19 protein-coding genes are annotated in these 24664 nt (G+C 72.4%); 9 read left to right on the top strand and 10 right to left on the bottom strand.

Features of this window, described 5'->3' with window-relative positions; genetic code table 11:
- Positions 1–37: 37 nt before the first annotated feature.
- The 3 genes from abc-f (at position 38) to KGD84_RS31775 (ending at position 3940) form a co-directional block, all read left to right on the top strand.
- A complete protein-coding gene (abc-f, locus tag KGD84_RS31765) occupies positions 38–1687 on the top strand; it encodes a ribosomal protection-like ABC-F family protein (protein ID WP_220563970.1) in 1650 nt (549 codons plus the stop codon).
- Positions 1688–1829: 142 nt separating this feature from the next.
- Positions 1830–2888, top strand: coding sequence for an AraC family transcriptional regulator (locus KGD84_RS31770; protein WP_220563971.1), 1059 nt, complete (start codon positions 1830–1832; stop codon positions 2886–2888).
- A 50-nt stretch (positions 2889–2938) separates the two neighbouring features.
- Positions 2939–3940, top strand: a complete 1002-nt coding sequence (locus KGD84_RS31775) for an NADP-dependent oxidoreductase (protein WP_220563972.1) — start codon at positions 2939–2941, stop codon at positions 3938–3940.
- A gap of 28 nt (positions 3941–3968) precedes the next feature.
- Here KGD84_RS31775 and KGD84_RS31780 read toward each other — a convergent pair whose 3' ends face one another.
- On the bottom strand, positions 3969–6599 hold the full coding sequence (locus tag KGD84_RS31780; RefSeq protein ID WP_220563973.1) for a replicative DNA helicase: 2631 nt from the start codon (positions 6597–6599) through the stop codon (positions 3969–3971).
- A gap of 347 nt (positions 6600–6946) precedes the next feature.
- Here KGD84_RS31780 and KGD84_RS31785 point away from each other — a divergent pair, with 347 nt between their 5' ends.
- Entirely contained in the window at positions 6947–8296 is a 1350-nt protein-coding gene (locus KGD84_RS31785) for an MATE family efflux transporter (protein WP_220563974.1), read from the top strand.
- A 51-nt stretch (positions 8297–8347) separates the two neighbouring features.
- Here the strand turns inward: KGD84_RS31785 and KGD84_RS31790 are convergent, their stop codons facing one another.
- From KGD84_RS31790 to KGD84_RS31815, 6 genes are all read right to left on the bottom strand, one after another.
- Positions 8348–9163 carry a peptidoglycan recognition protein family protein gene (locus KGD84_RS31790; RefSeq protein WP_220563975.1) on the bottom strand — a complete coding sequence of 272 codons (816 nt, stop codon included), beginning with the start codon at positions 9161–9163 and terminating at the stop codon, positions 8348–8350.
- 180 nt (positions 9164–9343) lie between these two features.
- Entirely contained in the window at positions 9344–9790 is a 447-nt protein-coding gene (gene rplI / locus KGD84_RS31795; RefSeq protein ID WP_220563976.1) for a 50S ribosomal protein L9, read from the bottom strand.
- Positions 9791–9818: 28 nt separating this feature from the next.
- Positions 9819–10055 carry a 30S ribosomal protein S18 gene (gene rpsR, locus KGD84_RS31800; RefSeq protein WP_073381321.1) on the bottom strand — a complete coding sequence of 79 codons (237 nt, stop codon included), beginning with the start codon at positions 10053–10055 and terminating at the stop codon, positions 9819–9821.
- A 134-nt stretch (positions 10056–10189) separates the two neighbouring features.
- Positions 10190–10783, bottom strand: coding sequence for a single-stranded DNA-binding protein (locus tag KGD84_RS31805; RefSeq protein WP_220563977.1), 594 nt, complete (start codon positions 10781–10783; stop codon positions 10190–10192).
- A gap of 126 nt (positions 10784–10909) precedes the next feature.
- Positions 10910–11200, bottom strand: a complete 291-nt coding sequence (gene rpsF / locus KGD84_RS31810) for a 30S ribosomal protein S6 (RefSeq protein WP_220563978.1) — start codon at positions 11198–11200, stop codon at positions 10910–10912.
- 241 nt (positions 11201–11441) lie between these two features.
- On the bottom strand, positions 11442–13685 hold the full coding sequence (locus tag KGD84_RS31815; protein WP_220565420.1) for a transglycosylase domain-containing protein: 2244 nt from the start codon (positions 13683–13685) through the stop codon (positions 11442–11444).
- Between the two features lie 1523 nt (positions 13686–15208).
- Here KGD84_RS31815 and KGD84_RS31820 point away from each other — a divergent pair.
- Positions 15209–16279 carry an inositol-3-phosphate synthase gene (locus tag KGD84_RS31820; protein WP_220563980.1) on the top strand — a complete coding sequence of 357 codons (1071 nt, stop codon included), beginning with the start codon at positions 15209–15211 and terminating at the stop codon, positions 16277–16279.
- A 58-nt stretch (positions 16280–16337) separates the two neighbouring features.
- The gene (locus KGD84_RS31825; RefSeq protein ID WP_220563981.1) at positions 16338–17624 is read left to right on the top strand and encodes an MFS transporter; all 1287 of its coding nucleotides are present in this window, start codon (positions 16338–16340) and stop codon (positions 17622–17624) included.
- On the opposite strand, the gene KGD84_RS31830 is transcribed toward KGD84_RS31825, so the two are convergent.
- Together KGD84_RS31830 and KGD84_RS31835 are read right to left on the bottom strand one after the other, a co-directional pair.
- Entirely contained in the window at positions 17621–18175 is a 555-nt protein-coding gene (locus tag KGD84_RS31830; protein WP_220563982.1) for a GNAT family N-acetyltransferase, read from the bottom strand. The two genes, KGD84_RS31825 and KGD84_RS31830, sit on opposite strands and share 4 nt — an antisense overlap.
- Positions 18176–18185: 10 nt before the next feature.
- A complete protein-coding gene (locus KGD84_RS31835) occupies positions 18186–18677 on the bottom strand; it encodes an Lrp/AsnC family transcriptional regulator (protein ID WP_220563983.1) in 492 nt (163 codons plus the stop codon).
- Positions 18678–18770: 93 nt separating this feature from the next.
- Here KGD84_RS31835 and KGD84_RS31840 point away from each other — a divergent pair, with 93 nt between their 5' ends.
- The gene (locus tag KGD84_RS31840) at positions 18771–19220 is read left to right on the top strand and encodes a rhodanese-like domain-containing protein (RefSeq protein ID WP_220563984.1); all 450 of its coding nucleotides are present in this window, start codon (positions 18771–18773) and stop codon (positions 19218–19220) included.
- Positions 19221–19379: 159 nt separating this feature from the next.
- Positions 19380–20105, top strand: a complete 726-nt coding sequence (locus KGD84_RS31845; RefSeq protein WP_220563985.1) for a class I SAM-dependent methyltransferase — start codon at positions 19380–19382, stop codon at positions 20103–20105.
- A gap of 18 nt (positions 20106–20123) precedes the next feature.
- Here KGD84_RS31845 and KGD84_RS31850 read toward each other — a convergent pair whose 3' ends face one another.
- A complete protein-coding gene (locus tag KGD84_RS31850; RefSeq protein WP_370634633.1) occupies positions 20124–21608 on the bottom strand; it encodes a CCA tRNA nucleotidyltransferase in 1485 nt (494 codons plus the stop codon).
- 337 nt (positions 21609–21945) lie between these two features.
- Between KGD84_RS31850 and KGD84_RS31855 the strand changes: the two genes are divergently transcribed.
- Positions 21946–24507, top strand: a complete 2562-nt coding sequence (locus tag KGD84_RS31855; protein WP_338151199.1) for a DUF6049 family protein — start codon at positions 21946–21948, stop codon at positions 24505–24507.
- Positions 24508–24664: the final 157 nt, after the last annotated feature.

Below are 24664 nucleotides of genomic sequence, written 5' to 3' on the forward strand. Positions count from 1 at the left end.
CCTGTCCGCCGCCGAGACCAGCCGAGGAGGAACGCACATGCGCGCCGCGACACGCATCCGCTCCCAGATCACCCTCACCGGGGTCGCCAAGCACTACGGCGACCACACCGTCCTGGACGGAGTGGATCTGACCATCGCCCCCGGCGAACGGGTCGGCGTCATCGGTGACAACGGATCCGGCAAGAGCACCCTGCTCCGGCTGCTGGCCGGGGAGGAGGGGCCCGACAACGGCGAGGTCCTCGTCGCCGCCCCCGGAGGCGTCGGATACCTGCCCCAGACCCTGGAGCGGGTCGGCGTCATGACCGGCACCGTCGGCGACGCGGTCGACCACGCCCTGGCCGACCTGCGGGAGATGGAGGCCCGCCTGCACCGGTCCGAGGCGTCGCTCGGCACCGCCGGGCCCGAGGAGCTGGCCGCCTATGGCGACCTGCTGTCCGAGTTCGAGGCGCGGGGCGGCTACGAGGCCGACGTCCGGGTCGACGCCGGGCTGCACGGCCTGGGCCTGCCTGGCCTGGACCGCGACCGCCCGCTGCGCACGCTCTCCGGCGGGGAGCGCTCGCGGCTGGCCCTGGCCGCGGTGCTGGCCGCCGACCCCGAGCTGCTGCTGCTCGACGAGCCCACCAACGACCTCGACGACAGCGCGGCCGCCTGGCTGGAGCAGCGGCTGCGCACCCACCGGGGCACCGTCGTCGCCGTCACCCACGACCGGGCCTTCCTGGCCCGGATCACCGACACCGTCCTGGAGGTGGACCACGAGCTGCACCGGGTCCACCGGTACGGCAACGGGTACGACGGGTTCCTGCGGGCCCGGGCCGCGGCCCGGGTCCGGTGGATCCGCGAGTACGAGGAGTGGAAGGAGGAGCTGGCCCGGCAGCGCCGGCTGGCCGAGAACAACGTCGCCGCGCTCCAGGCCATCCCGCGCATGGTGGACAAGGCGGCCTTCGGTCACGGGAACTTCCGGATGCGCTCGCGCGCCCACGGCGCGATGAGCCGGATCCGGCAGGCCAAGGAGCGGGCGGAGCGGCTGGTCGGGAACCCTGTCGCGCCGCCGCCGGTCCCCCTGGAGATGACCGCGTCGTTCACCGCCGCCGACGGCGGCCCCGTGCCGCCGGTGGAGCTGGCGGGGGTGCGCGTGGGGCACCGGCTCGACGTTCCGGCGCTGACCGTCGCCCCGGGCGAGCGGATCATGGTCACCGGCCCCAACGGGGCGGGCAAGAGCACGCTGCTGCGGGTCATCGCCGGGGAGCTGGCGCCCGACGCCGGCGAGGTGCTGCGGCACGGGCGGATCGGCCACCTCCGCCAGGAGGACGGGGCGGTCGTCCCGGGCCGGACCGTGCTCCAGGCCTACGCGGCCGGGCGGCCGGGCCCGGCCGAGGAGTACCGGGACGAGCTGGCCTCGCTGGGGCTGTTCCGGGCGCGGGAGATGGACCAGCCCGTGGAGTCACTTTCGGTCGGCCAGCGCCGCCGGATCGAAGTGGCCGGATTGACCTCGGGGGTCTACGACCTGCTGCTCCTGGACGAGCCGACCAACCACCTCTCCCCCGGTCTCGTGGAGGAACTGGAGGCGGCGCTGGAGCGCTACACCGGAGCCCTGGTGATCGTCACCCACGACCGCACCATGCGCGCGAGGTTCCGGGGGCGGAGACTGGAGATGCGGGAGGGGATGATCACCGCTGACACCCCGTGATCGGTGAAGTCGCTTTGTCGACAAATTGGCTTGACCATAAATGGCTAAATCCACTGACCGAAACAGGGGGGTGTGTCGGACACCGGCACACCCCCGACACGGTGTCCGAAAAGCCCGACCACCCTAAGCATAAGCTGGCCCCATGCTCGACGGGACCGTTTCCATCCCCCTCCTCCTGCTGCTCGGCGAGGCCGCGCGCACCGCGGGCGTTCCCGAGCACCTCGTCCGCGCCGAGACCGGGTCCGCCGCCACCGCCGACGAGGCCGCCCGCGCCCCCCTGCCCTCCCTGATCCGCCTGTGGGAGCACCTCTCCCACGCCCTCCCGCCCGGCCGGGCCGGAACCCACGTCGCCGACACCGCGGCCCTGGGCTCCCTCCCCGCCTGGGACTACCTGATCGTCAACGGCACCACCCTCACCGACGCCCTCACCCACAGCGCCCCCTACCACCAGGTCGTCACCGCCTCCGAGAAGGAGCTCGCCGTGCACACCCGGGGCGACGACCTCGCGGTGCGCTACCACTCCAGCGCGGGGGACCCCCGCACCACCGCCGCCGTCCACGAGTACGTCCTCGCCTACTACCTGCGCCGGGCCCGCGAGGCCACCCGCACCGACCTCACCCCCCTGCGGGTGGCCTTCTCCCACCCGGCCCCCGCCGACCGCTCCGCCCTCGCCCGCGCCTTCGGCACCGCCGCCCTGGAGTTCGACGCCGGGGTGAACGAGCTCGTGTTCCGGGCCGAGGACGCCCACGCGCCCCTGCCCTCCGGCGACCCGCGCCTGGCCGAGCTCCTGCGCGGCCACGCCGGGATGCTGCTGTCCGCCGCCCACCCCCTCCCGGGCTGGCTGGACCTCTTCCGCACCGCCCTGGACGCCGAACTCGACCACGCGGCGCCCTCCCTGGGCGCCGTCGCCGCCCGGCTGGCGTCGAGCCCGCGCACCCTCCAGCGCCGGCTCGGCGAACACGGGACCACCTGGCGCGCGGAGGTCGACCGCGCCCGCCACGCGCGGGCCCGGCGGCTGCTGTCCTCGGGACTGACCGCCGAGGCCGTCGCCGCCCGCCTGGGCTTCTCCGACGACCGCGCCCTGCGCAAGGCGTTCCACCGCTGGTCGGGGCACACCCCGGCACAGGAGCGCCGCGCGCTGGCGCGCCAGGACCGGTACGCGGCGCGTGCGGACCTGGGGACCGGGGCCGCCCGTCCCTAGGTTCGGAGGTGTCGCCGGGACAGGCCCGGCCCACCGGAACGAGGCACCCCATGACCGTCCGCACCCGCGAGATCCACCTGGCCGCCCGCCCCACCGCCGAGCCGGGCCCCGAGCACTTCGCCCTGGTGGAGACCGACCTCCCCGAGCCCGCCCCGGGCCAGGTCCTGGTCCGCAACACCTGGATGTCCGTCGACCCCTACATGCGCGGCCGGATGAACGACGCGCCCTCCTACATCCCGCCCTTCGAGATCGGCCGCCCCCTGGAGGGGAGCGCGGTCGGCGAGGTCGTCGCCTCCCGGGCCGAGGGGATCCCGGTGGGCTCGACCGTCTCCCACTTCCTGGGCTGGCGGGAGCACTCGCTGGTCGACGCCGCCGGGGTCACGGTCCTGGACGCCACCCGGATCCCGGCCTCCGCCTACCTCGGCCCCCTGGGGACCACCGGCCTCACCGCCCACCTCGCGCTCACCGACACCGCCCCGGTCCGCCCCGGGGACACCGTGTACGTCTCGGCGGCCGCGGGGGCCGTGGGGAGCGTGGCCGCGCGGGTCGCCCGCGACCTGGGCGCGTCCCGGGTCGTCGGCTCCGCGGGCGGCCCGGACAAGACCCGGCTGCTGCTGGAGGAGTTCGGCTACGACGCCGCCTTCGACCGCCGGGACGGCGACCTGGCCGCACGCCTGGCCGAGGCCGCCCCCGACGGGGTCGACGTCTACCTGGACTCGGTCGGCGGCGACCACCTGGAGGCCGCCCTGTCGGTGATGAACCAGGGGGGCCGGGTGGCGCTGATCGGCGCGGTCGGCGACTACAACGACGCCGAACCCGCCCCGGGGCCGAACCTGTACCGGGCCGCCACCCGGGAGGTCACCCTGCGCGGCATGCTGGTGAGCAACCACCTGCACCGGTTCCCCGAGTTCCACGCCAAGGCGGTGCCGTGGCTGCTCGACGGCACCCTGCGCACCCGCGAGACCGTCCTGGACGGCCTGGAGAAGGCCCCGGAGGCCCTGCGCGGGGTCCTGGTGGGCGCCAACACCGGCAAGATGCTGGTCCGCCTGTGAACCCGGCCCCGCCGCGGGCGCCCCGGGCCTATCCGGGCGCCATGTCGACGAAGCGGCTGTAGTGGCCCTGGAAGGCCACGGTGACGTCCGCGGTGGGGCCGTTGCGGTGCTTGGCGACGATGATGTCCGCCTCGCCCGCCCGAGGCGACTCCTTGTCGTGCACGTCCTCGCGGTACAGCAGGATCACCATGTCCGCGTCCTGCTCGATGGAGTTGTGGACACTGATCCCGTTGGCCATGAAGTTGTGCGTGCCCGCGACCGTGGCGTCGAAGACCTCTTCCTCACCCAGCGGATCGACCGCGACGACCTCGTCCCAGAAGACGTCGTTGGTGGCGAGCAGGTCGAGGTCGGCGTCGTCGAGCACCGCGGCGATCCGGGAGAGTCTGCCCCGGCTCGGTGCGGGGCGCCACATCGAACTCCCGTTGAACTGCACGCCCAACTCCGAGGAGAAACGGCGGTGGCTCATCTCCCTGGCGGCGATCGTGGTGCGCACCCGGTCCCAAACCTGCCTCGGGACCGTGTCCACGTTGGTGTTGGCCGACCGGCCGACCATGTTCTCGACACAGGCGGCCAGGGTCAGGGCGCGGGCACCGTGGCAGCCCACCTTCTCCGCGAACAGCCTCTGCTGGTCCACCCCGCTGACGTCGAGAACGTACGAGGGCCGGTATCCCTTCTTGGCACTGCGCTTGATCCTCGTCATGATGCCCAGCCGGGCCAGCAGCAGGGCCACTCCGTCGACGAGCCGCCGGCTCGTGGAGGAGTAGTAGATGCGGGTGCCGTTGGTCGCCTTGCTCCAGTGGACACTCCCGTCCGTGGCCCACAGGTGGCGCAGGAACAGGGCGATCTGGTCCGTCGGCAGTTTGAAGACCGCGTCGGGCACGAACTTCTCATGGCTGCGGAGCCCGAACAGCCCCAGCCCGTCGAGCCAAACGGCGATGGGGTTCCGCTTGCCGTGGGTGAGCCGGAACGGCGCGGGGAGCCGCAACGTGGTGACCCTCGCGGAGCCGTACTCGTCCCGGACGGCGGTGATCCCGAAGTGCCGGGCCGCCTCGGCGACCACCGACAGGTTCTCCTCGTCGACGCTGGCATAGCGGATCGGCTGGCGGCGGACGAACGATCCGTCGCCGATCAGGTGGGCGAGCAGGACCACCTCGTCCTCGGGCCACGCGGTCGGGCCCTCCGGCGCGGGCACATGCCGCGGGACGGCGATCCGGTCACCGACCCTCAGGTCCTCCAGGTGGCGCCACCCCTCAAAGGCGAGGAACGGGTGATTGGCGGATGCCTTGACCTCACGTCCCGAGGCCAGCCGCAATCGGAAGGTCTTCTTGACCCCGCTGGAGAAGACATGGCTCATCGTGCGCGGGACCAGGCGCAGTTTCTCGTCCAGGGACCAGACCGGGATGTCGCGCTCTCCTGTCGCATACAGCTCGCCGAGCGTGGCCTCGGCCCCCGTGTCGGCCCGCAGGATCCTGGTGTCGGCGGTGAGGCAGCCCGATTCGCGAAGGTCCGACACCTGGGGGCGTTTGTCGGTGCGCTGTTCGGGGCCTCGGTTGAGCTGGGAGAGCGCCACCACGGGCACCTCCAGCTCCTTGGCCAGCAGCTTGAGCGACCGGGACATCTCCGAGACCTCCTGCTGGCGGCTCTCCACCCGGCCGGGCGAGCTCATCAGCTGGAGGTAGTCGACGATGACCAGCTTGAGGTCGTGCTGCTGCTTGAGCCGCCGGCACTTGGCCCGGATCTCCATCATCGACATGTTGGGCGAGTCGTCGATGAACAGGGGCGCGTTGGCCACCTCGCCCATCCGCCGGGCCAGGCGCGCCCAGTCGTCGTCGGTCATCAGGCCCGACCGCATGGTGTGCAGAGGCACCCGTGCCTCCGCCGAGAGCAGGCGCATGACGATCTCGTTGCGCCCCATCTCCAGGCTGAAGAAGACCGCGGTCATGTCGTGCTTGATCGACGCCGCCCGCGCGAAATCCAGAGCCAGGGTGCTCTTCCCGACGGCGGGGCGGGCGGCGATGATGATCATCTGGCCGGGGTGGAGGCCGTTGGTGAGGGCGTCGAAGTCGGCGAACCCGGTGGGAACGCCGGTGAGGGTGCCGTCGTGGGAGGAGATGGCCTCGATCTCGTCCAGGGCGCCGGGCATGATGTCGGCGAGGGGGACGTAGTCCTCGCCGGTGCGCTTCTCGGCGACCTTGTAGATCTCCGCCTGGGCGTGGTCGACGAGGTCGTCGACCTCGCCGTCGCCCGCGTAGCCGATCTGCGCGATGCGGGTGCCGACCTCGACCAGGCGGCGCAGCACGGCGCGGTCGGAGACGATCTTGGCGTAGTAGCCGGCGTTCGCCGCGGTGGGGATGGCGTTGGTGAGGGTGGTCAGGTAGAGCGCGCCGCCGACGCGGGCGGACTCACCGCGCTTGGTCAGCTCGGCGTTGACGGAGACGATGTCGACCGGCTCGCCGCGGGAGAAGAGGTCGACGATGGCGTCGTAGATGATCTGGTGCGCCGGGCGGTAGAAGTCGGCGGAGCGGATGATCTCCACGACCTGGGTGATGGCGTCCTTGGAGATGAGCATGCCGCCCAGGACGCCCTGCTCGGCCTGGATGTCGTGGGGTGGCGTGCGCTCGTATCCGCCTTCTTCGGGTGGCTGCTCAGCGACGCTCACGAACAATCTCCCCTGGGCCGTGCTCCACCGGCCCCGGGTCGGGACCGACCCTTCCAGGATGCCTCATCGAACGCGCCGGGGAGGCCGCGGGCGGAGCCGTCCACAGGCTCGATAGCACCCGTTCGCCCGAGTCCGCAGGGGTTTCACCGACCCGTTGTGCACATAACCTGTGGATAACTTTGCGCACGACCCCTGTCACCAGTGTTGACCTGCGAAAACACGCTTCGATACGGGGTGTGCAAGATGTCTCACAGAGCCGATTTCCACAAGTTATCCACAGGTATCCGGAGGCCTGTGGACAACTTCACCCTCCCAGGGGAACGCCTGTCCGATAGCGTGGACCGGTCATGCCCAGACCGCTCTCCGCCGCCCCGTTCCGGCACCGCCACGACCGCGAGATCTTCGCCCTGGCGATCCCCACGTTCTTCGCCCTCGTCAGCGAACCCCTGTTCCTGCTGACCGACTCCGCGATCGTCGGCACCCTGGGCACCTCGGCCCTGGCCGGGCTGGGCATCGCCGGCCAGGTGCTGCTGACCCTGGTGGCCGTCTGCATCTTCCTCGCCTACGGCACCACCGCGGCCGTCGCCCGCAAGTTCGGCGCGGGGGACGTCCCCGGGGGCATCCGGGACGGGATCGACGGCCTGTGGCTCGCCGTGCTGCTCGGCGCCGCGGCGATCGCGATCGGCTGGCCGCTCGGGCCCGCCATGGTGGACCTGCTGGGGGCCTCTCCCGAGGTCGCCCCCTACGCCCTGGTCTACCTGCGCGTCAGCCTGCTGAGCACGCCGTTCCTGCTCATCGTCATGGCGGGCACCGGTGTGCTGCGCGGCCTCCAGGACGCCCGCACCCCGCTGGCCGTCGCGGTCGCGTCCTTCCTGGGCAACGCGCTGCTGTGCGCGGTGTTCGTGCTGGTCCTGGACTGGGGCATCGCCGGTTCGGCGTGGGCGACGGTGATCGCCCAGGGCGGCGGAGCGTTCTGGTACGTGGCGGTGATGGTGCGCCGCGCCCGGAGCGAGGGGGTGTCGCTCGCGCCGTCGGCGGCGGGCCTGCGCGCCTCGGCCTCGGCCGGGTTCGCGCTGTTCCTGCGCAGCGTCTCGATGCGTGTGGTGGCGCTGGTGACCGTGGCGGTGGCGGCCCGGCTCGGCGACGCGCCGGTGGCCGCCCACCAGGTCTCGCACAACATCTGGGCGCTGCTGGTGTTCGCCATGGACGCGATCGCGATCGCCGGGCAGGCGATCGTCGGCCGCTACCTGGGGGCGGGCGACGTCCGCGGGACCCGGGACGCCACCCGCCGCATGGTCGAGTGGGGCGTGATGCTGGGCACGGCCTTCACCGTGCTGGTGCTGCTGGTCCTGCCGTGGGCGTGGATCCCGTTCACCTCGGACCCGCAGGTGCGCGTGCTCATCACCGCGTCCCTGGTCGTGGTGGCCCTGTTGCAGCCGCTGAGCGGGGTGACCATGGTGCTCGACGGGGTGCTGATGGGCGCCGGCGACCAGCGCTACCTGGCCTGGGCCTCCCTGTGGACGATGCTGGCCTTCCTGCCGTTCGCCCTGGTGGTGCCGCCGCTCGGGCTGTCCGCCACCGGGGGGATCGTGGCCCTGTGGATCGCCTACGGGATCTGGATCCTGGCCCGTGCGGTCGCCCTGGGGCACCGGGCCCGGGGCACGGCCTGGCTGGTCACCGGCGCGTCCAGGCCCTGACCCGGCCCTGCCCGGGAGTTCCGGCGGGGCGGAAGTCCCGGGGCGCCGGGGTCAGAGGGAGACGTCGAGCTCGCCGACCGCCGGACCGTGGTAGAAGGTGGCCACCCGCTCCGAGGACGGGGTGTCCGGGAAGGTCGGCAGCTGTTCCAGGGAGATCTCGACCCCGGTGACCCGGCCCAGGTGGGAGAGCTGTTCCCGGAGCCGGGAGGCGACGTCCCTGCGCAGGTCCGGGAGCATCGAGTAGAGCTTGTCCCCCGGGCAGTTGGTGGAGTTGTAGTCGCGGTGGCCGACGATGGCCTCCTGCGGGTCCAGCCGGTAGACCAGGCACAGCCAGGCGCAGGTGTCCACCAGGGAGCGCATGAGCGCGGCCGGCGGGGTCGCCGTGCTGTAGGTGCCCTCGTTCTCGATGCCGATGGTGTGCGAGTTGTGGTCGGCCGTGTGGGCGCCGATCACGTGGTGGCCGTCGCCGATGGCCTGGAGGGTGCGGTCGCGGCCCTCCATGATGTGCCCGCCGCGGCTGATGGTGAGCTGCTGCCCGGTGTCGCTCCACCCGTTGTGGTCCATGTGGTATCGCTGGATGGAGCGGGACAGCGAGGCCGCGTGGGCGGTGGAGGTGTCGGAGACGTTCCCGGTGGCCGTGTGGTGCACGACGATGTGGGTCGGCCCCTTCCCCAGGACCTCGATGCGGTTCTTGGGGGCCCTGGCCTTCCAGTCCGTGCGGGTGTACACCTTGGGCCTGGCCGCGGCCAGCGCGCCCGTGGCGGGGGTGAGCCCGGCCAGCCCGCCGAGCAGTACGCCTCCGGCGGCCAGTGCGGTGCCCCTCAGGACCGTCCTGCGGTCGGGTAGGTGCTCCGGTCGTCCGTTCATCGGCCCGTCGTCCTCTCTGTCCTGGGCGTCACGCGACACCGACACAGAGAACACGATAGATTACAAAGAGTAGCCAAAGGGTGGCTTTCGGTGACCCCCGGCGTGTTGCCACCGAACGGGACCGGCCCCGCGCCTCGAAGGAGGTGCGGGGCCGGTTCACACGAGCGCGAACGCCTCGGCTCAGACGCCGACGACGTCCAGCTTGATCGTGGCGACGACCTCGGGGTGCAGGCGGACCTGGACCTTGTGGGCGCCGACCGACTTGATCGGGGTCTTGACCTCGATGCGGCGCTTGTCCAGCTGCGGGCCGCCGGAGGCCTGGACGGCCTCGGCGATGTCCGCGGGGGTGACCGAGCCGAAGAGGCGGCCACCCTCGCCGGCGCGCTGCTTGAGGCGCACGGTGAGCGCGTTGACCTGGCCGGCGACCTGCTTGGCCTCGTCCAGGGTCCGGATGTCGCGCGCGGCGCGGGCGCGCTGGATCAGGTCGATCTGCTTCTGGCCGCCGCGCGTCCACCGGATGGCGAACCCGCGGGGAAGCAGGTAGTTGCGGCCGTAGCCGTTCTTCACCTCGACGACATCGCCGGGGGCTCCGAGACCGTTGACCTCGTGGGTCAGGATCAGCTTCACGACAAAAACCTCCCTCGGAGAATCCCCGCTAGCGAGCGGTGCTGGTGTAGGGCAGCAGGGCGACCTCGCGCGCGTTCTTGATCGCGGTGGCGACGTCGCGCTGGTGCTGGGTGCAGTTACCCGTCACGCGGCGGGCGCGGATCTTGCCGCGCTCGGAGATGAACTTGCGGAGAAGCGTGGTGTCCTTGTAGTCGATGTAGGACTGCTTCTCCTGGCAGAAAAAGCAAACCTTCTTCTTGGGCTTGCGCGCTGCCGGCTTCGCCATCGTGGTGCTCCTTCGCAAGAGCCCCGGGTTCCTCCCGGGGATGGTCTGAGGACATGTGAACAGTGACTCGGCGCCCTGGGGCGCCGGGTCGGGGTGTCGCGCCTACGGCACGGGGCCGCGGCGCGGACGCTCGGCTAGAACGGCGGGTCGTCGGAGAAGCCGCCGCCGAAGCCGCCGCCTCCGCCACCGCCGCCGTTGTTGGCCCACGGGTCGTCGTTGGCGGGGCCGCCGCCGCGGTTGCCCTGCTGGCCGCCGCCGAAGCCGCCGCCCTGGTTCCCGTAGCCGCCGCCACCCTGCTGGGGCTGGCCGCCACCGAAACCACCGCCGCCGCCCCCACCGAAGCCGCCGCCCCCGCCGCCCTGGCGCTGCGTCTTGGTCACCTTGGCGGTGGCGCTGCGCAGGGCCGGGCCGACCTCGTCGACGTCGACCTCGAAGACGGTGCGCTTCTCACCCTGCTGGGTGTCGTAGGAGCGCTGCTTGAGGCGCCCCTGGACGATCACGCGCATACCGCGCTGGAGGCTCTCCGCGACGTTCTCCGCGTACTGCCGCCACACGGTGCAGGTGAGGAACATGGACTCGCCGTCCTTCCACTCCCCCGACGCGCGGTCGAAGGTGCGCGGCGTCGAGGCCACGCGGAAGTTGGCGACAGCGGCTCCACTCGCCGTGAAGCGCATCTCAGGATCGTCGACCAGGTTGCCGACGAGCGTGATCTGGGTTTCGCCTGCCATGAGGGCTCCGGTTCGGGGTAGATCGGGTCAGGCGGTTTCGCCTGCTCCCCTGATCATCCGTCCTTCCACCGACAGAAATCAGCGGAATCGGGCGATCCGGGGAAGGGGGCCGCGGCCGGGAGGCCGCTAGTGGACCTCGGGCCGGATGACCTTGGTGCGGAGCACGGCCTCGGCGATGCCGAGCTGGCGGTCGAGCTCCTTGACCGTGGCGGGCGTGGCCGTCAGGTCGATCACGGCGTAGATGCCCTCGGGGTTCTTCTCGATGTCGTAGGCGAGCCGACGCTTGCCCCAGATGTCGACCTTCTCGACCGAGCCGCCGTCGTTGCGCACGACGGACAGGAAGTTCTCCAGCGACGGGGCGACGGTGCGCTCGTCGAGGTTGGGGTCGAGGATGACCATGATTTCGTAACGACGCATCGGCGTACGTTCCTCCTCTGGACTGTCGCGGCCATGGAATCTCCATGGCAGGAGGGCAGGAGCCCGCGGTGTCCCGCTCGTGGTGGCGGGGGCGCGGGCTCAGAGCCATACGGGAACCAAGGCTACCAGCAGCACGGGACCGGAATCGGCGGCCGAACCCCCGGCCGCGGACCCCGCCGGACGCGCGGAGGGGCCGGTGCGCGACGCGCACCGGCCCCTCACCTCCGGGTCTCCGGAAGGGTCAGTCGTCGCGGGTGCCCAGGATGGTCACCCGGCCGTTGTTGCCCTGGCCCTGTCCGGGACGCCAGCCGCCGTCGTCCTCTTCCCCATCCGTGTGGCAGGGGTCGGTGATCGGACGGCTCGCGCAGTCGTCCGGCGGAGTCGGTTCGCCCGTCTCGTCGTCACAGTCCCAGGGGAAGGTGCAGTCGGGGGGCGGCTCGATGCCCTCGCAGTTGGGGTTGTTCTGATCGATGTTGTTCGGGTCGCACGGGACGTCGCTGGGCTCCTCGCTCGGTTCCTCGCTGGGCTCCTCGCTGGGCTCCTCCGAGGGCGAGGGGTCCGGGCTGGGCGTGGGCGCGAAGTTCTGGTCCGTGCCCACGTTCGCGGCCGGCGGGAAGTTCTGCGGCTCCAGCTCCATGATGTCCACTGCCTGGACCATGAACTCGCGCCACACGGTGGCCGAGGTGCTGCCACCGAAGACCTCGTTGTTGGAGATGCCCTCGAACTCCAGTCCCGTGTTGGCGTCGGCCCGGCTGAGGCCGACCGCCACCGACAGCTGGGGCACGTAGCCGACGAACCAGGCCGAGATGGCCCCCGAGGAGGTACCGGTCTTGCCCGCGACCGGGCGGCCGTCGGGCAGCGCGGCGTTGGTGCCACCGCCGTTGGTGACGACCTCGGTCAGGGCGAAGGTGACGTCGGCCGCGACCTGGTCGCTCATCGCGCGGGTCCCGGTCTCGAGCAGGTCCGCGTCGTTGGGCTGGAGCTCGGTGCCGTCGCTGGTGGTCACCTTGGTGACCATGTGCGCCGGGCGGTGCACGCCGCCGGCGGCGAAGGTCGCGTAACCGCTGGCCTGGTCCATGGCGCTGACCTGGTGGGTGCCCAGGGCGATCAGCGGCCCCTGGGTAGAGGTCGTGGTCTGCTCCTCGTCCACACCGGCGGCGACGGCCATCTGGTCCACGGCGGCCGGGCCCACCTCGACGGCGAGCTGCACGTACGGGGTGTTGTAGGAGTGCGCGGTGGACTCGACGAGGTCGACCGCGCCGTGATCCTGCAGGTCGGCGTTCTGGACCGGGCTGGCCAGCCCTTCGAACTCCTGCGGCGAGTCGCCGTTCATCAGCGTGCGGAGGCTGATGTTCTGGCTGAGCGCGGTGGCGAGCACGTAGGGCTTGTACGACGAACCCGCCTGGGTGCGCTCCACCAGGGACTGGTTGAGCTGGACGCCCACGTCCTCACCGCCGCGGAAGGCGACGATCTCGCCGGTGGCGGGGTCGATCGCGGTCAGGCCCTTGCGGGTGTCCTCCGGGTGCCCGGGCAGGGCGTCGAACGCGTTGTAGGCCGCGTCCATGAGCTCGGGGTTGAGGGAGGTCTCGACCTTGTAGCCCTGGGTGGCGATGTTCTCGGCGGTGAGGTCGTAGCGCTCGACGAGCTCGGTGACGACGGCGTCGCGGACGTAGCCGGGCTTGGGGTCGAACTCCTCCTCGGCCTCTTCCTCCTCGGCCTCGGCCTCTTCCTCCTCGCCTTCGCTGGGCCCCCACTGGGTCGTCTCGGGGATCTCCAGGGCGTCGGCCTCGCTCTTGGGCAGGCCGCGTTCGGGGTTCTCCTCGTGCATGGCCGCCAGCTGGGTCTGGACGTAGGGCCAGCGCTCCTCGTGGAGGTACGTGTGGGTCCAGGGCCCCAGCTCGGAGTTCTCGAAGTTGGACGGCATCTGGATGATGATCCCCAGGTAGGCGCCCTCGGCCGAGTCGAGCTCCGTCACGCTCTTGTCGAAGTACTGGCGGGCCGCCATCTCGATCCCCATGGCCTGGCGGCCGAAGTAGATCGTGTTGACGTAGCGCTCGAGGATCTCCTCCTTCTCCATCTGCTGGCCGAGCTTGATGGAGATGAAGATCTCGCGGATCTTGCGCTCGATGGTGCCGTAGCCCTCGAGGTTGCTGTAGTAGTTGCGGGCCATCTGCTGGGTGATGGTGGAACCGCCGCCGGCCTCGCCGCGGGAGAGCAGGGCGCGGCCGATACCCGTGATGCTGATGCCCGGGTCCTCGAAGAACGTGTGCTGCTCGGCGGCGAGGATGCCGTCGATGACCTCCGGCGGGATGTCCTCGTACGCGACCTCGATGCGGCGGACCTCGCCCGTGGTGACCGCGACGTCGCCGGTCTCCCAGAAGATCTGGGTGGCCGACATCTCCGCGTCGGACTTGGCCTCGAGGTCGTCCTTGTTGGGCGCCTGCGCGTACAGGAACGCGAACACCGCCACACCGCCGATGACCATCAGGCCGAACGCGGCCAACGCGGGCTTCCACGCCTTGGCGAGGAACCGCTTCCACCAGGGGCGGTCGTCCGGCTCGTCCTCGCCGCTGCGGCGCCGGCGTCCTCCGCCGGATCCGCCGCGGCCGCCACCGCCGGCGGCCGCACGCCGGCGGCCGCCCTCGGAGCGGGCGCCGTGCTCGCGCTCGCGCGGGTCGCGCGGGCCGTCGGGACGGCGCCGGCCGCCGGGGCGGGACGCGTCCTCGGGCGGACGGCGCCGCCGCTGGCCCTCGGCCCGGGCGCCGTGCTCGGCGTCCTCGGGACGGCGGCGGGGGCGCTCGCCGTCGGCGGGCGGGCGGCGCCGCTGCCCCTCCGGAGCGCCGCGCCGGCCGCCCTCGCGGCCGCGCGGGTCGTCCTCCGGGGGCCTGCGGCGCTGGCCGCCCTCGGGGCGCCGGGGGCGCTCGCCCTCGGCCCTCCGGCGGCCGCCGCGGCCTTCGGATCCCATGTCATCGGCCGGGGGGCGGCGCCTGGGGCGCTCCTCCTCCCCCCAGAAACCGTTGTCCGCTTCCGGGGATCGGCGCCCTCCGGCACGTTGTTCCCTGGGCGGCGGGCCGTCGGCCCTCCGCCTCCCGCCGTTGCCCCCGGCGCCGCTCGCCGGGCCCTCGGCCCGGCGACGGCCGCCGCCGGCATCCCGTCGTCGTTCGGTACTCACGTGGTCCTCGATTGCCTTTCACGGCCGGTCGGCCTGACGATTCCTTGCTGGAACGGGGGGCGGTCCCCCTGGGGGATCGGTGGTCCGCGACCTGTTCCGCGGTGACCGGCGCGGGGTCGGGCCGGTGGCCCGGCCCCGCCACTGTCGCCTGTGCTTCAAGGCTTGATAAAGGGACGCCCCGCCGGGGGCGAAGGTTTTCAACAGGTCGCGAAGACGTTGGCCGCTGCATCCTCCTGGTCGTTGGCCCGTAGGGACTCCGGTCCCTTCGGAGGCGACCGGCGTGGACGCCCGTCCCTGGCCGGGTCGGGGGCTCTACCGGCTTTCACGCGCAAATCACAGGTCACGTTAAAGCGATGGGACGGTATAGCACAACCCACGCGCGAGGGTACCCCGTGCGACAGAACACTCCGTCACCGGCGGCGGATCGCCCTCCGTCGTGACTGCTCAACGCGCGGAAACCGAACACCGGTGGCCGTTCTGCGCGCAGGGGCGGGGTGTGACGGCGCAGGCAGGGCGGATGTGTGACATTTCGCGCGCGGTGCGCAGGTGGGGCCGACGGCACGGAGGGTCACGGGCGAATCCGGAACGACCGTGTCACCTTGGGTGACATGCGGTTCTCCAGATGACCGAAGATAGAGTCATACACGAACAAAACAGTCGGAGCCACACGTTCCATCGCCCGTCCGGCGTCCGGGCGGGAACAGAAACACCGTGCGAGCCGCTGAGCACTTACGGAGAACGAACGCGGAACGCCGCCACCCCCGCCGGCCACGGAACCGGGGGTGCCGTCGTGCGCCGTGGCATCCATGTTCGCGAGCAAGAAGGAGCAAGGACCAATGGGTTCGGTACGTGTAGCCGTCGTGGGCGTCGGCAATTGCGCGGCGTCGCTCGTCCAGGGCGTGCACTACTACAAGGACGCCGACCCCGGCTCTCGGGTACCTGGCCTGATGCACGTCCAGTTCGGCCCGTACCACGTGCGCGACATCGAGTTCGTCGCCGCCTTCGACGTGGACGCCAAGAAGGTCGGCCACGACCTGGCCGACGCCATCGTCGCCAGCGAGAACAACACGGTCAAGATCTGCGACGTGCCGCCCACCGGCGTCACCGTCATGCGCGGCCCCACCTACGACGGGCTGGGCAAGTACTACCGCGAGATGATCCAGGAGTCCCCTGAGGACGCCGTCGACGTCGTCGCCGCCCTCAAGCACAGCAAGGCCGACGTCCTCGTCTCCTACCTCCCCGTGGGGTCGGAGGAGGCCGACAAGTTCTACGCCCAGTGCGCGATCGACGCCGGCGTGGCCTTCGTCAACGCCCTGCCCGTGTTCATCGCCTCCGACCCCGAGTGGGCGGCCAAGTTCGCCGAGGCCGGGGTGCCGATCATCGGCGACGACATCAAGTCGCAGGTGGGCGCCACCATCACCCACCGGGTGCTGTCCAAGCTGTTCGAGGACCGCGGCGTCATCGTCGACCGCACCTACCAGCTGAACTTCGGCGGCAACATGGACTTCAAGAACATGCTCGAGCGCGAGCGCCTGGAGTCCAAGAAGATCTCCAAGACCCAGTCGGTCACCTCCCAGATCCCGCACGAGCTCAACGCGGGCGCCGTGCACATCGGCCCCTCGGACCACGTGCCGTGGCTGGACGACCGCAAGTGGGCGTACGTGCGCCTGGAGGGCCGCGCCTTCGGCGACGTGCCGCTGAACCTGGAGTACAAGCTGGAGGTCTGGGACTCCCCCAACTCCGCCGGGATCATCATCGACGCGGTGCGCGCGGCCAAGATCGCCAAGGACCGCGGCATCGGCGGCCCGATCGACGCCCCCTCCTCCTACTTCATGAAGTCGCCGCCCGTGCAGTACAGCGACTCCGAGGCGCACGACGCGGTCGAGCGCTTCATCGCGGGCGAGTAGCCCCGGCCGGGGTCCGCCCGGGGCCGGCCCGGCCCCGGGCACGCCCTACCCTGGTGGCGTGTCCTTCTTCGGCGATCTGCGCACCGTGCTGCGGGGCTCCCGGTTCCGACGGCTCTTCGGCACGCGACTGGTCTCGCAGTTCTCCGACGGGGTCTACCAGGCGGGCCTGGCCGGCTTCGTCTTCTTCAACCCCGAGCAGCACACGGGGGCGGCCGCCGTGGCGGCGGCCTTCGCGGTGCTGCTCCTGCCGTTCTCGGTGGTGGCGCCGTTCGCCGGGGTGCTCATCGACCGGTGGCCCAGGCGCCAGGTCCTGCTGCTGTCCGCCCTGGCCAAGGCCGCGCTGGCGGTGGTCAGCGCGGTGGTCGTGGCCGGGGGCGAGAGCCCGGCCTTCTTCGTCGCGGCGCTGCTGGTGCTGAGCGTCAACCGCTTCTTCCTGTCCGGGCTGTCCGCGGGCCTGCCGTACGTGGTGCCGCGCGAGCAGCTCATGATGGCCAACGCCGTCACCCCCACCTGCGGGACCGTGGCCAGTTCGCTGGGCACCGGGGTCGGGCTGGGCCTGGGGGTGCTGGGCGGCACCGGCTCGGCGGGGGCCGCCGCGATCCTGGTGGCGGCCGCGGCGGGGTTCGCCGCCGCCGGGCTGGTCTCCCTGTCCCTGGGCCGCCGGGAGCTGGGCCCGCACCTGGAGCGCGAGCCCGAGGAGGTGCGCGCCGCGGTGGGGAGCGTGGTGTGCGGGATGGTCGCCGGGGTGCGGCACATCTGGTCGCGGCCGCCCGCCCGGGACGCGCTGGGCACCATCGGTCTGCACCGGGTGCTGTTCGGGATCTCCTCGCTGATGACGCTGCTGCTGTACAACAACACGTTCACCGGCGGCGGGGTGGCGGGCCTGGCCGGGTTCTCGGTGTCCGCCGGGGTGCTGGCGGTCGGGTTCTTCCTGGGCGCGGTGGCCACGCCGTGGGCGGCGGAGCGGATGTCGCCGGGGGCGTGGATCGGGCTCCAGCTGCTGGTGGCGGCGGTGGTGCTGGCGGTGTTCGCGCTGCCGTTCTCGTCCGCGCTGTTCCCGGTGGCGGCGTTCGTGCTGGGATTCGTGTCCCAGGGCGTGAAGGTCACCGTCGACACGCAGGTACAGCGATATGTCGACGACGCCTTCCGCGGGCGCGTGTTCTCCGTGTACGACGTGCTGTTCAACGCGACGTTCGTCCTGGGCGCGGGGCTGGCCGCCGCCCTGGTGCCGCCCTCGGGCCTGGGGACCGCGGTGGTGGTCGGCATGGTCGCCGTCTACCTGGCCGCCGGGCTGGCCTGGGTGCTCCGGGAGCGCCGGGCCGCCGCCCCCGAGCCCGCCTCCTAGGGGACCGCGGGGCGGCGTCCCTTGGTCGACGTGTCGACCTGTTCCCGTGTCGTCCTGTAGACGGACAGCCCGCGGGAGCGGTAGTTGGCGAGCGCGTGCTCGCCGTCCAGAGAGCAGGTGTGCAGCCACACCCGGCGGGTGGGCTCGCGGCCGGGCAGCCGGTCGGCCAGGTCCCAGGCGCGGCGCAGGGCGAGCGTGAGCATGTGGCCGCCCAGGCCGCGGCCGAGGAACCCGGGCAGCAGGCCGAAGTACACGACCTCGACCGCGCCGTCGGGCTGGGCCTCCAGCTCCGTGTACCCGGCGGGGGCGCCGTCGAGGTAGAGCACCCAGGTCTCCAGGCCGGGGCGGTCCACCCAGAGTCGCCACTGCCGGTCGGTCCAGGGCAGGCGGTCGGTCCACTGCCAGTCGCCGCCGACCCGCTCGTACAGGAAGCGGTTGAACGCGGGGCTGGGGATCCCGACCCGGTCGAACCGAACGTCGCCGCCGGGGTCGCGCGCGGGGCGCAGCCCGCCGGGGTCGGTCGTCTCCAGGTACCAGGTGGTCAGGCTCATCGGGCCAGTGTCAGGCCCGGTCCTGCGCCCCCGCAATGACGGGCGTCACCCCCAGGGCGTCCGTGGCCGGCCGGCCCCTGAGCGGGCTGGAGTAGACGACGTTGGTGGTGACCGACCCCATCACCGCGACGCGGGCGACGACCTCCTCCAGGTGGCGCATCGACCGGGCCACGGTCTTGAGCAGGAAGCAGTCCTCCCCGGTGATGTGGTGGGCCTCCAGGATCTCGGGGGTGGTGGCCAGCAGGTCGTGGAAGGGCCGGTAGTTGCCGTTGGGGTAGGCCAGCCGGATGAAGGCGGTCACCGCGAACCCCAGCCGTTCGGGGTCGACGACCGCGGAGTAGCCGGAGACCACCCCGGCGGCCTCCAGTCGGCGCACCCGCTCGGCGACGGCGCTGGCGGACATGGACACCGCCCGGGCCAGCTCGGCGTACCCGGCCCGGCCGTCGGCCTGGAGGGCGGCGAGCAGGCGCAGGTCGGTCTCGTCCAGTGATACGTCGGTCATGGGAGGGATATACCGCGCGATCCATGGTGAGAACAAGATGGGGCCGTGGATCGCGCCTGTCCGGGCGGGGCGCCCGGATCTAGCCTTGTCGACATGACGACTTCACGCTTCGCCGACCCCGAACTGGCCGTGGCCCACTTCTCCGCCCGCCTGGGCCTGTACACCGACGTGTCCGACGTACGGGCGGCGCTGGCCTCGGGCGAGCCCGGCTTCACCCTCGTCGACACCCGCGCCCGCGTCGCCTGGGACCAGGGGCACGTCCCGGGCGCGGTGCACCTGCCCCGCACGGAGATCGCCGCGCGGGCAGCGGCGCTGGTCGACCCGGACCTGCCGGTGGTCGTGTACTGCTGGGGGCCGGGCTGCGACGGCGCCGCCAAGGGCGCGCTGGAGTTCGCCCGCCTGGGCCGCCGGGTCAAGGAGATGGTGGGCGGCATCGAGTACTGGATCCGCGAGGGGTTCGAGGTCGAGACCGCGTCCGGTGTCGAGCGCTCCCCGGTCGACCCGCTCACCGCCCCGGTCCACTCCCCCGTCTGCGCCTGCTGACCCGCGACCCGCCGCGGGGCCGCGGGGCCGCGGCACAGCGGGGCTCCGAGCGGGAGGCTTGTCGACATGTCCCCACAGAGGCTGATCGAGCAGTGACCATCTCACTACTTGCTGTAGTGTCCGGGCCAAGGATGTCTAGTCACGGAGAGATGGTGTGCCATGAACGGTGCTCTGGGGATCGGAGCCCCCTCCAGCGCCTTCGGCCGGCGCGGAGTGGCCAAGCGGATCGGGGCCGTCTCGCGGCACCTGCCCGTCCGCGGGGACCGGCTGCTCGACGTGGGCTGCGGTGACGGGACCTACACCGTCGAACTGGCCGAGGGGTACGTGCGGGTCGACGCGATCGACCTGGAGCCGCAGCGGCTGGACATGTTCGCCGAGCGGATCGCCGGGAGCCCGCTGGAGGACCGGATCGGCGTCCACAAGATGTCGGCGGACTCGCTGGCGTTCGACCCCAACACCTTCGACCGCGTCACCGCGTTCGAGGTGGTCGAGCACATCGAGGACCTGGAGGGGGCGCTGACGGAGATCCACCGGGTCCTCAAGCCGGGCGGGGCGTTCTCGCTCACCACCCCCAACCGGTGGTTCCCCTTCGAGACCCACGGGGTGCTGTGGGGCGGGCACCGCCGGTCGGCGCTGACCGCGCCGTTCCTGCCCTGGGTGCGCCCGCTGCACGAGCGGATGTCCGACGCGCGCGCGTTCACCACCCAGGAGATGGGGCGGCTGCTGCGCGGCGCCGGCCTGCGGGTGCGGGCGATCGACTACCTGATGCCGCCCTTCGACCGCCGCCCGCGCCCCCTCCAGTCCGTCTCGGACGGGCTGGAGGGAACGCCGCTGCGCGTGTTCGGGATGGCCATGGCCGTCACCGCGGTCAAACCCGGCCGCTGACCCCGGCGCCGGTCCCCCTCAGGACGACAGGTGCTCGGCGGCCCAGGCGCGCAGCGCCTCGGTCGCGGCCTCCTTCTCCATCGGGCCGTTCTCCAGGCGCAGTTCCAGGAGGTAGCGGTAGGCCTTGCCGATCTCCGGCCCCGGCTTGAGGCCGAGGATCTCCTGGATCTCGTTGCCGTCCAGGTCGGGCCGGATGCGGTCCAGTTCCTCCTGTTCGGCGAGGGCGGCGATGCGCCGCTCGATGTCGTCGTAGGAGCGGGCCAGCGCCGCCGCCTTGCGCCGGTTGCGGGTGGTGCAGTCGGCCCGGGTGAGGATGTGCAGCCGCTCCAGCAGCGGCCCGGCGTCGCGGGCGTAGCGGCGCACCGCGGAGTCGGTCCACTCGCCCTTGCCGTACCCGTGGAAGCGCAGGTGCAGGGCGACCAGGGACGACACGTCGGACACGACGTCCTTGGGGAAGCGCAGCGCGGTGAGGCGCTTGCGGCTCATGGACGCCCCCACCACCTCGTGGTGGTGGAAGGTCACCCGGCCGGCCCCCTCGAAGGCCCGCGTCTTGGGCTTGCCGATGTCGTGCAGCAGCGCCGCAAGGCGCAGCACCAGGTCGGGCTCGTGCCCGCGGGCGTGCTCCAGCTCGATGGCCTGGTCCAGCACGGTGAGCGAGTGCTCGTAGACGTCCTTGTGCCGGTGGTGCTCGTCGATCTCCAGCCGCAGCTTGGGCAGCTCGGGCAGTACGTAGGGCGCGATGCCCAGGTCGACCATCAGCCCCAGGCCCCGGCGCGGGTCCGGGCTGAGCATCAGCTTGGTCAGCTCGTCGCGGACGCGCTCGGCGGAGACGATGGTCAGCCGCTCGGCCATGTCCCGGGCCGCGTCGGCGACCTCCGGGGCGAGGTCGAAGCCGAGCTGGGCGGCGAACCGCACCGCGCGCATGATGCGCAGCGGGTCGTCGCTGAAGGAGTCCTCCGGCTTGCCCGGGGTGCGCAGCACCCCGGCCCGCAGGTCGGCGAGGCCGCCGAAGGGGTCGACGAACTCCCCGGCGGGCAGGCGCACCGCCATGGCGTTGACCGTGAAGTCGCGGCGCAGCAGGTCGCCCTCGATGTCCGTGCCGTAGGCCACGTCGGGCTTGCGGGACTTGGGGGAGTACGACTCGCTGCGGTAGGTGGTGATCTCCAGCTGGAGGTTCTTCTTGCGCACGCCGACGGTGCCGAAGTCGATGCCGACGGTCCACACGGAGTCGGCCCAGCCGTCGACCAGCTCCAGCACCCGCTGGGGCACCGCGTCGGTGGTGAGGTCGATGTCATGGGAGGGTCTGCCGAGGAGCGCGTCCCGGACCGGGCCGCCGACCAGGGCCAGCTCCCGCCCGTGCTCGGCGAACCGCCCGCCGAGTTCGTCGGAGACGGGCCGGGCCGACTCGACCAGCGCGGCTATGGCGGACAGCTGCGCAGGGGTCGGCGCACCCGCCGCGGTCGGCATGGCGTCGTTCTCACTCGAAGACTCTGTGTTCGGCACACAACGCAGGTTAGGCGGCCCCGCGGGCAAACCGCGAATCGTTTGCGGGCGTGCCGGGAGAGGCCGCGCGGGGTGCGGAACGGCCGCCGAACGCGGTGTACGCGCCCGTTCGGCGGGCTCCGTCCCCGCCGCGACACGTCGCGCGGAGGTCCTCGCCAGAGCCGGGGTGTGAGGGAGACGGTATCTTCAGGTGCAGTGGTGGGACGCCCTTGCCTTCTCCGCGTCCGCCCGACCCGCGAACGCCGTGCGCGCCGTGCGGGCACCCCGACCGTTCCCGCCCCTTGTCGATCCCCGGCGGAACGGCCACCTGGACCCGAATCAGGAAACCGGTCAAGCGTTGCGTCGAATCACCTCCGTGCCGGTGGTCATGGCCCTGGCCACCGCGCTGCTTCCGTTCCCGGCCATGTCCGCGCAGGCCTCGGCCCCGGCCGAACCGGCCGACGACACCGAGCCGCTCGTCGTCGAGCGGATCACGCCGGACGCCCTCGACGAGGACGCCACCCTCCGCGTCTCGGGCGAGGTGGTCAACACCACGTCGGACAGCCTGCACGACGTCACCGTCCGCATGCGCTACTCGAGCCACCCGTTCGCGGACCGCGAGGCCATGGACGCGTTCGGCCCCGACGGCGACTGGCGGCCCGACGCGCCCGGTCCCGACGACGAGATCACCGCGGAGCTGCCGCCCGGCACCAGCCAGACCTACACGCTGAGCGTGCCGGCGGAGGACCTGAACCTGGGCTCGTACGGTGTCTACCCGCTGGTGATCGAGGCGGTCGACGGCGACGGCACCGTGATCGGCACCCAGTACACCTTCCTCCCCTACGTCGGCGACGGGGAGGACGTCCCCTCCGTCGACATCGCCTGGGTGTGGCCGCTGATGGCCCCGCCCCAGCGGGCGGACGACGACACCTTCCTCGGCGACGGGCTGGCGGCGACCGTCACCGAGAACGGCCGGCTGGGCCGGCTGCTGGCGGCCGGCGCCCAGGCCCCCCTGTCCTTCGAGCCGGGCGACGAGGACCTCGTCGAGCTGCTCGGCCTGGACCCCGACACCCCGACCCCGGAGACCCCGCCGGAGGCGACCGCCGAGGAGACCGCCGAGACCGTGCCCGAGGCCTCCGCCTCGGAGGAGGACGAGGCCGGAACGGGCGAGAACGAGGAGGAGCCGGAGGAGGCCGAGGCCGAGGAGCCGGCCCCGACCCGCACCGAGGGGGTCCCCGTCACCTGGGCCGTCGACCCCGGCACCCTCGACGACATCCTGCGCCTGGCCGCCGAGGAGCACGAGGTCGTCACCGACCCGCTGGCGGTGCCCGCCGAGTCCGGGCCCGCGCGGGAGACCGCCCAGGCGAACGTGGCCGCGCAGGTGTGGCTGCGCGAGGCCCGCGCGGCGCTGGCCCTGGACACCGTGGTGGCCACCCCCTACGCCTCCCCCGACCTGGCCGCCCTGCTCCGCAACGAGATGGACGGCGACGCCGAGGCGTCGGTCGGGATCGGCCGCGAGGCGGTGGAGACGGCGCTGGGGCTGTCCGCGGACGAGCGCTTCGCCCTGCCCGCCGGAGGCCTGATGGACGGCGCCGTGCGCGAGCTGCTCGCCGGGCAGGGCGCCACCCGCTTCCTCCTGTCGGAGGACGCGATGCCCCCGCAGAGCTGGCTCCAGACGACCCCCACCGCCCAGGCGCCGCTGTCCGGGGGCGGGGACTCCGACGAGGAGCCGTTCGCCCTGGTGGCCGACGAGGGCATCACCGACGTGCTGTCCATGCCCACCGACACCCCGGGCGGCACCGCCCTGGCGCTCCAGCGGTTCGCCGCCGAGACCGCGATGATCGCGGGCGAGAACGCCGGGGGCGACCGCGTCGTGGTCGCCTCCCCCGAGCCCGGCTGGGACCCGTCCCGCGAGTTCGCCGACGGCGTGCTGGCCGCCAGCGACGACCTGCCCTGGCTGTCCCCGGAGCGTCTGGAGGACGTCGAGCTGCCCGCCTCCGGCGAGCGGGAGGACACCCGCGCCCCGCTCGACTACCCGGACTCCGCCGCCGAGGCCGAGCTCGGCTCCACCTACCTCGGCCTGGTCGAGGACGTCAGCCGGGACGTGCGGATGTTCAACAGCGTCCTGGTGGAGGACTCCGATCCGTTCCGCCCGGCCCTGATCCGCCTGGAGTCCGTGTACTGGCGCGAGGAGGAGGCCCTGGCGGGCGCCACACGCGGGCTGGTCATGGACGAGGTCGACGACGGCCTATCCGCGGTGCGCATCATCCCCGGCGAGGACGTCACGCTGGCCAGCCGGACCGGGATCACCGGCATCCTCGTCGCCAACGACCTGGAGGACGAGGCCGTCTACGTGCACCTCTCGGTGTACTCCGAGAACGCCGAGCGGTTGAGCATCGGCGAGTACAACACCCACTTCGAGATCGACCCCGGCGCCAAGACGACGGTGTACGTACCGCTGTCGGCCCGGATCAACGGGCGCACGGTGGTGCACGCGAGCCTGCACAACTCCGCCGGCGAGCCGATCAACAGCCAGGACGTCCAGCTGCCGGTGAACGCCACCGGCCTGGGGACCCAGGCGCTGCTGATCAGCGGTGTGGGCGCCCTGATCCTCGTCGCCGCGCTGGCCCCGCGCGCCCTGCGCAAGTGGGTGGCCCGCCGGAGCCGGGCCGCCGCGGAGGAGGAGGACGCGGGCGGCCCCGCGGACGCCGAGGACACGGAGGACACCGGGCGGTCCGAGGGGACCGGCGGGTCCGAAGGGCCCGAGGGCCCCGAGGCACCCCAGGGATCCGAGGCACCCGCCGGGCCGGGGGACGCCGGAACCGACGGTCCCGGGGCGCCCTCTCAGAACGACGGGGAGCCCGACGACACCACGACGGCCGCCGGGGACGCACCGTCCCCGCGCGGCGAAGGGGCGTGAGCCCCGCTCCCCCGTCGACACGGCGCCCTGCCGACAAGGCGCCGTGTCGACACATCCGCACATCGCCGTGTCGGCGCGCCCCCGGCGCACGGACACGGCCCGACCCGGCCGCGGGCTCCCACCCGCGCCGGGTCCCTCCCGGTCGGACGAAAGGAAG

The organism is Nocardiopsis changdeensis (assembly GCF_018316655.1).
GTDB classification, from domain to species: Bacteria; Actinomycetota; Actinomycetes; order Streptosporangiales; family Streptosporangiaceae; genus Nocardiopsis; species Nocardiopsis changdeensis.